This is a genomic window from Clostridium sp. (genome assembly GCF_051656525.1).
Lineage (GTDB): Bacteria > Bacillota > Clostridia > Clostridiales > Clostridiaceae > Clostridium.
Map to the genome: position 1 here is coordinate 1 of NZ_JBOGCC010000033.1, position 7,822 is coordinate 7,822.

7 protein-coding genes are annotated in these 7,822 nt (G+C 28.4%); 1 reads left to right on the top strand and 6 read right to left on the bottom strand.

What is annotated here, in order from left to right:
• Both ACRDDY_RS00910 and ACRDDY_RS00915 read right to left on the bottom strand, forming a co-directional pair.
• Positions 1-452: pseudouridine synthase (locus ACRDDY_RS00910; protein ID WP_438563087.1), on the bottom strand; the 452-nt coding region annotated here is incomplete at its 3' end.
• Between the two features lie 667 nt (positions 453-1,119).
• A complete protein-coding gene (locus tag ACRDDY_RS00915) occupies positions 1,120-2,013 on the bottom strand; it encodes an alpha-amylase family glycosyl hydrolase (RefSeq protein ID WP_438563088.1) in 894 nt (297 codons plus the stop codon).
• Between the two features lie 290 nt (positions 2,014-2,303).
• Between ACRDDY_RS00915 and ACRDDY_RS00920 the strand changes: the two genes are divergently transcribed.
• Positions 2,304-2,972 (top strand): MIP/aquaporin family protein, encoded by a 669-nt coding sequence (locus ACRDDY_RS00920; RefSeq protein ID WP_438563089.1) that lies wholly within the window; start codon positions 2,304-2,306, stop codon positions 2,970-2,972.
• 49 nt (positions 2,973-3,021) lie between these two features.
• Here ACRDDY_RS00920 and ACRDDY_RS00925 read toward each other — a convergent pair whose 3' ends face one another.
• The 4 genes from ACRDDY_RS00925 to citF form a co-directional block, all read right to left on the bottom strand.
• Positions 3,022-4,950 carry an aconitate hydratase gene (locus tag ACRDDY_RS00925; protein ID WP_438563090.1) on the bottom strand — a complete coding sequence of 643 codons (1,929 nt, stop codon included), beginning with the start codon at positions 4,948-4,950 and terminating at the stop codon, positions 3,022-3,024.
• Positions 4,951-5,047: 97 nt separating this feature from the next.
• Complete coding sequence (gene citG / locus ACRDDY_RS00930; RefSeq protein ID WP_438563091.1) at positions 5,048-5,902, bottom strand: triphosphoribosyl-dephospho-CoA synthase CitG; 855 nt, start codon at positions 5,900-5,902, stop codon at positions 5,048-5,050.
• Position 5,903: 1 nt separating this feature from the next.
• Positions 5,904-6,431: a citrate lyase holo-[acyl-carrier protein] synthase gene (gene citX / locus ACRDDY_RS00935; protein ID WP_438563092.1), complete on the bottom strand. Its 528-nt coding sequence runs from the start codon at positions 6,429-6,431 to the stop codon at positions 5,904-5,906.
• A 20-nt stretch (positions 6,432-6,451) separates the two neighbouring features.
• Positions 6,452-7,822: citrate lyase subunit alpha (gene citF, locus ACRDDY_RS00940; RefSeq protein ID WP_438563093.1), on the bottom strand; the 1,371-nt coding region annotated here is incomplete at its 5' end.

Sequence of the window (7,822 nt, forward strand, 5' to 3'; positions counted from 1 at the left end):
CCTTTTTCTAGTAGCTTTATTTTTTCTTCATCTATTTTTCCTAATGACAATAGTAAGTATGTCTTTTTTATTTCTTTATTAGGGTGCATTATTTCGTGTTCAAATTCTCCATCGTTTGTGAATAGGAGTAATCCTTCTGTATCTTTATCTAATCTTCCTACATGGAACAATCCTTTTCTTTCTTCTTCCTTGAATAATTCAAATACTGTTTTATCTTTATCATCACTTTTTGCAGTAATATATCCTTTTGGTTTATTTAATATGTAATATTTATTTTCTGCTTTTTCTACTCTTTTTCCCTTATATAATATAATGTCTTTTTCTTCATCTATCTCTATTGCTGGAATATTTATAATTTCATTATTAACTTTTACATCTCCAGCCTTTATATATTCTCTAACTTCTTTTCTTTTTCCTACACCAGCCATTGCTAAAAACTTGTCTAATCTCATGTTTTTTCTCCTTAAAAAATTCCAATTTATATCTTTACTTTTCTCCATTAATTGTTATAATATCAATTAAAATACATTTTAAAAAAGGATATAAAAATGAAAGTATGTAAAAATTGTAATTCTAAATGTGAAAATTCACAAGATTTTTGTTTTAATTGTTTATCTACAGATTTTGATAAAATCTCCACAAAGAAACTAATGGGATTTTCAAAAAAATTTTCCATCAATAATTTAATTTTTTCTCTATTAATATTTCCATTATTACTTTTAATAATTATTAACCTTCTAACGACTCCATTTCATTTCAATGATTATTTTATTCTCAGTATTTATTTTGTATCTGGAATATTTTTTTATAATTACTCTGAGAAAATTGTTGATTTAGTAGCTTCATTTTTTATTGATTCTCCAAATACTTTTTCTACTTCAGATACTGGTGAACTTATCTGCAAATGTATTGGTATATTTAATTTAATAAAATGTTATTATTTTATTTTTACAATTAATTAAATCCACAGAATAAAATCCCTTTAGTAAGTAATTTTCCAAACCTACTAAAGGGATTAAATAGAACTTCTTGATGATTCCCACATATTCATTACGTATTGTGGTTGACTATATTTATGAAGTAAAACTCCTACTTTATAAGATAAAATAAGTAAATATTTTAGACAAAATTTAAATTATGGAGAGTATTAATACTTCTCATTTCTTCACTTTTCCATGTATCATTAAAAGGTCTTGCATAGAATAGTACATTTTTTGCTTCTTCTATTAAAATTTTATATTTCTCTAAAATCTCTTTATCTGACCATTCTTTTGTATATCCAAACTCTAAGAAGGTATCGTGGCTTTCTATAAAGTTTACTCTTTCATCAGTTTTATCATTTAAATTTTCAGTTAAAACTCTTCCATATTTGCTGTATTCTTTTAAGATGTTTTCATCTGAAAATATTACTTCTATATAGTTAAATAAATCATCTCTATTTAAGTTTTCAAATACTCTTGTAAAAAAGTCACTTCCTTCTGAAGGCAGTGCTATATGTTTTCCTGCATCTATTCTAAATCCATCTGCACCTAATGAAATTAATTCATTTAAAAATTCTATTATAATGTTTTGCAAATCATGATTACCTAATTTTAATGAAGGTAATCCTATTGATTTATTTATTATTTCACCTCTATTTCCCCAGTCTTGTATTACCTCTTTTTCTTTAAAGAAGGCTTCATTTTCTCTAATAAATTCATTTACCTTTTCATGAGGCTTTATTTCACCAGTATTTTTTCCTGCTACATGATTTAAGACAACATCCACAATTATCTTTACTTCAAGCTCTTTTCCTTTATTAAATAATTCTTTAAGATCATCATAACCATAATAATAATTTCCTACCTTAAAATCTATTGGTTGATATAAAAGAAACCAAGGAACCTGTCCTTCTTCTTTTAATGGCTGAACTGGACCTATCTGAATTCCATCAAATCCTTGCTTTTTTACTTCTTCTAAATTTATGTCATTTATATTATATCCAAACAAATGTAATATTTTAATTTTACTCACTCCTAAATCTTACTTCATTTAAGAGCATCTCCATATTTTATAAAAATAATACCATTTATCTAAATTATTCATTTTTTATTAAATATCTTTTTATTGTAATATTCCATTTTCACATTATATTTTTATAATTTATCTAAAATTTGCATAATATATAATTGGTTTCTTATTTAGATGCTAACTTTATTATCTCTTTGATATTTCCCTCTTTTTTTACAAGTTGTTATTGTATAAGTCTTTATGTATAATACTTTAAGTAATTTTAATTTTATTATGAATGGAGTTTTTAACAAATGAAAAAATTTATCGCGGAATTTATTGGTACTTTTGTACTTGTTCTTATTGGAACTGGAACAGTTGTACTTGGTGGTGGAATTAAAGGAATAGGAATTCTTGGAATTGCCGCTGCTTTTGGATTTTCTATAATGGCAATGGTTTATACAATTGGAAATATTTCTGGTTGTCACATAAATCCAGCTGTTTCAATCGCTATGTTTATAAACAAAAGATTAAGTGGAAAAGATTTAATTGGTTATATCATTGCTCAAGTACTTGGTGGAATTTTTGCATCATTTATGCTAATGTTATTCCTTAAATCTGATAAAATGCCTCTTAACAACTTTGGGCAAGATGGAGTTCATAACCTAACTATTGGTGGTGCTTTATTAGTTGAAATAGTCTTAACTTTTATTTTTGTTTTAGTTATTATGGCTGTTACAGGTAAAAAAGGTAATCCACAATTTGCTGGTCTTGCTATTGGTATAGCATTATTATCAGTTCACTTAGTTGGTGTTCCTTTAACTGGAACTTCAGTTAACCCTGCAAGAAGTATTGGACCTGCATTATTTGCTGGTGGAGAAGCATTATCTCACTTATGGATATTTATAGTTGCACCTATTATTGGTGGAATTATAGCTGCCCTTGTAGCTAAATACGTTCTTGGAAGCGAAGAAGAAGCTTAAAAATTAATAACCCAAGTAGAATTAAATTTTCTACTTGGGCTTTTTTATTTTACTTATTTTTCATATAATTTAATTGTCCACCTGCTCTTAATAACTCTCTTTGTCTATCAGTAACTTCTAAAATCAAAGTATATTCTTCATTCTTAGTTTTGTTAATTACACTATATTTATGTGTATTAAGAGATTCAATTACATTTTTTATTTCTAATGTATCATTCTTATCTATTTTTTCATAATCATCTTTATTCTCAAAAATTAAAGGCAATATTCCATAGTTAATTAAATTATCCTTATGAATTCTTGCAAAAGATTTTGCAAAGATTGCTTTTATTCCAAGATACATTGGTGCAAGTGCAGCATGCTCTCTACTAGAGCCTTGTCCATAGTTCTCTCCTCCAACTATAAATCCACCATTTTCTTTTATTGCATTTTCATAAAACTTATCATCAATTCTTGAAAAAACATATTTTGAAATTTCAGGAATATTTGAACGTAATCCTATAATTTTTGTTCCTGCTGGCATTATATCATCAGTTGTTATATTATCTTCTACCTTCAATATAGCTTTTCCTTTTATAGTTTCTTCTAAGCTTTCTCTTAATGGTAATGGTTTTATATTTGGTCCTCTTAATACTTCAACTTCAGTTGGATTTTCTGAAGGACTTACTATCATTCTATCATCTACAATAACATCTTCACTTTCAACTATATTTTGTATACCTTCTATTCCCTCAAAATCTAGTGGACTTACTAATTTCCCTGCTAAAGCACTAACTCCTGCTACTTCTGGACTTACTAAATATACTTCTGCACTTTTAGTTCCACTTCTCCCAAAGAAATTTCTGTTAGACGTTCTTAAAGAAATTCCATTAGTATTTGGAGCTTGTCCTACACCTACACATGGTCCACATGCACATTCTAAAATTCTTGCCCCTGAACTTATAAGCTTTTGAAGAATTCCATCTCTTGCTATCATCTCAAATACTTGTCTTGAACCTGGTGCTATAACTAAACTTACATCCTTATCTACTATTTTTCCATCTAAAATATATGCAAGTTTTGCTAAATCTAAATATGAAGAGTTTGTACAACTTCCAACAAATATTTGATTTACTTTCATTCCTTCAATTTCCTTAACTTTAACAACTTTATCTGGCATATGTGGTTTTGCGATTAAAGGCTCTAAGTCCGAAAGATTAATTTCGACTTCTTCATCATACTCTGCATCTTTATCAGGTAACATTTCCACAAATTCTGTTTCTCTTTTTTGCGATTTCATAAAATTATAAGTCATCTTATCGCTTGGAAATATTGATGTAGTTAATCCAAGTTCTGCTCCCATATTTGTGATTGTACATCTTTCTGGAATAGTTAGTGTCTCTATACCTTCCCCCGTATATTCAAATATCTTTCCTACTCCACCTTTAACTGAAAATCTTCTAAGTAATTCTAAGATTATATCCTTAGCACTTACTCCTCCTCTTAATCTTCCCTTTAATTTAACATTTACTATTTTAGGCATTACAATTGTAAATGGATCTCCTGCCATTGCCATTGCAACACTCATTCCTCCAGCTCCAATAGCAAGCATTCCCATTCCTCCTGAACTTGGAGTATGGCTATCTGAGCCTAAAAGAGTCTTTCCTGGAACCGCAAATCTTTCTCTATGAACTTGATGACATATTCCATTTCCCGCTTTAGAGCAATAAATTCCATGTTTTTCAGCAACTGATTGAAGATATCTATGGTCATCCTCATTTTCAAATCCAACTTGTAATGTATTATGGTCTATATAACTTACTGATTTTTCTGTTTTAACTTTATCTATTCCTAATGCTTCAAAAGCTAAATATGCCATAGTTCCCGTTGCATCTTGAGTTAATGTTTGATCTATCTTTATTCTAACTTCATCACCAATATTTAAATCTCCACTTACTAAATGTTTCTCTATAATTTTTCTTGATAAATTCTTTTTCATAAAATCATCTCCTAATTTTATTTTCATTATTTTAAAATTTATTTATCCAATATATCTTTTTATATTTTCACTATGTCTTTATAAAAAAGTAACTCCTCTAAATAGAGAAGTTACTAAAATTTTTCTTTACTAGACTTAGAAAAACAGTTACCGCTAAAATGTCAGCACTTCCTCCAGGACTAATATTTCTTTCTATAAAATTTTCATTTAGTTTAATCACATATTCTTTCATCTGTGGATTATATAATCCACCCATGTCTATTACTTCTTTACATATAGCACGAACTTCCTCTAGTACTTTAAAATTATGTCTATGCAGTATTGTAGAGTCTTCACATTCTTTCATAATGTGAAATAAGGTTTGTATTAGTCTATCATTTTCATTTAAATTTTTAGCTTTTTCATATTCCATTACATTATTAAACGCTGATGGTATTCCTTTTTCAGCTTCCCCTCTCACTCCTGTAACACCATATTTTATATATAGTTTTTCTCCATGAGATCTTTCACTTTCACTTTTTCCTTCAGCCTCTATAAGCTCTTTAGTTATATCCTTACACATTACTTCTATATTTTTTTTTATATCAAAAAATCCTAAATTATTTTTTATACAAAAAGCAGTACTTCCTATAGTAAGCCCCATAAGAAAAATCATTCCTTTATGAGTATTAATATTTTCTGTCTTTTCAAACATAGCTTTTTCAGCATCAATTCCAACTTTTCTTAAACCTTTAAATAGTTCCTCTAGATTTTCTGCATTTAAACCTACTTCTGAAAATAAAAACATATATTTATTTAGTACTGCTGTACTATCTATGAATGTGTAAAAATTCATATCCTTATGAGCCCCATTTGAAACTGGAGATACAAGACCTGGTGATGGAAAGCAAGAAACTTCATACATCATAGATTGAATAGCTAGTTCCGATAATTTAAATGAAATATCATACATACTAAAGTTCCTCCTCTAAAATAAACTGTTCTACTAATTTATTAACAGCCTCTATTACTTCTTCTATATCATGAGCTCTTGATCTAGAACAGATAACAGCCTCTTTATCACATACTAGACACTTTCTCTTTCCTATATTAAAGCTTGACCTACTTAAAAGATTCCCTTCTTCATCAAATACATCTATATCAAATATTCTTCCAACAGAAAGTTTCTCTTCTAACTCAATCATTAATTTTTTTATCTTTATTGCAGGTGCTTCTACAGCACAAAAGAATTCATATCCTGATTCTCTTTCATTTATTTCATCATAAATAATTTCCATGTTATTTAATATTAATATTTCTTTTATTTCGTTAATTCCTTTTAAAAATACTTTCTTATATTCATCAGAAGTTTTAATTAATCCTGGAATATTCAAAGTAAATGATATTAAGGTACTATTGTATCTCTTTAATATCTCTTTTTGTCTAAGAACTCTATTTTCTTTACCTTCTAAAATCTTGAATATTAATTCTTCTGTACTCATACAATCACCCTACATTAAATTTATTTTACTTTTCTTATAACATCTATTATTGAACCATCTCTATATTCAACAACTGCTATAACTTTATCATCAAATTCAATTGGCTTTGGAGTTCCTGTTAATTTGTAAGCTTTTTCTTTTAACTCTTCAATTGTAAACATTGGAATTCCTGTTTTTGATAATTTTTCTATTAAATCTTGTCTTTTTGGGTTTACTGCAATCCCTCTATCTGTAACTACTACATCAATACTTTCTCCTGGTGTTATAGTAGTTATTACATTATCAACTATTGTTGGTATTCTTCCTCTTATTAAAGGACAAACAATCATTGAAAGTTTAGCTCCTGCAGCTGTATCACAGTGACCACCTGAAGCTCCTCTTAATACTCCATCAGAACCTGTAATAACATTAACATTAAAGTTTGTATCAACTTCTAACGCACTTAATATTACAAAGTCTAAATTATTTACAGCACATCCTTTATTATGTGGATTTGCATAGAATGAAGCATCTATTTCATAATGTCCTGGATTTTTACCAATTGATTTTGCAGCTGTTAAATCAAAGCTTTGTGTATCAAATAATTTTCCTACTAGCCCTTCTTCATACATTTCTACAAATTGTCCTGTAATTCCACCAAGAGCAAAACTAGCTTTTATTTCATCATTTATCATTCTTTCTTTTAAGAATCTAGCAACTGCAAGAGATGCTCCACCAGTTCCACATTGCATTGAGAATCCATCTTTAAAATATCCTGAAGCAAACATTACTTCTGATGCATATCTTGCAATTAATAATTCTCTTGGGTCTTTAGTATATCTTGTTGCTCCTGAAACTATTCCAGCTGGATTTCCGATTTGATCCATTTGTACAATATAGTCAACATCAACCTGTTCTATACTTGCTGGAACATTAGGGTATGGTACTAAATTATCAGTTAATAATACTACTTTATCAGCAAATTTTGCATCAACTTTAGCATATCCAAGTGAACCACAGAATGATTGTCCTTCATATCCATTTGCATTTCCATAATTATCACAACAAGGTGCTCCAAGGAATGCAACATCTATCTTAACTTCTCCGCTTTCTATAGCTCTTGCTCTTCCACCATGTGATCTTATGATTATTGGTTCATCCATTAATCCATTAGAGATTTCATCAGCTAATTCTCCTCTAATTCCACTTGTACTTATACTTTTAACTACACCATTTTTAATATGTTTAATTAAATCTTTGTGTACACTATTTAATGAACTTGGTGCTAAATTTAAATTTTTAATTCCCATGCTTGCAATTACGTCCATAACTTTATTTAAAACATAATCACCTTCTCTAAAGTGATGGTGGAAAGAAATTGTCATTCCATCTTTTAATCCTGTCTTTTTAAT

What these genes read in the sequence shown, in the direction of transcription:
- ACRDDY_RS00920 (WP_438563089.1), top strand. Translation starts at nt 2,304, where the DNA reads ATGAAAAAATTTATCGCGGAATTTATTGGTACTTTTGTACTTGTTCTT.
- ACRDDY_RS00925 (WP_438563090.1), bottom strand. Translation starts at nt 4,950, where the DNA reads ATGAAAAAGAATTTATCAAGAAAAATTATAGAGAAACATTTAGTAAGT.
- citG (WP_438563091.1), bottom strand. Translation starts at nt 5,902, where the DNA reads ATGTATGATATTTCATTTAAATTATCGGAACTAGCTATTCAATCTATG.
- citX (WP_438563092.1), bottom strand. Translation starts at nt 6,431, where the DNA reads ATGAGTACAGAAGAATTAATATTCAAGATTTTAGAAGGTAAAGAAAAT.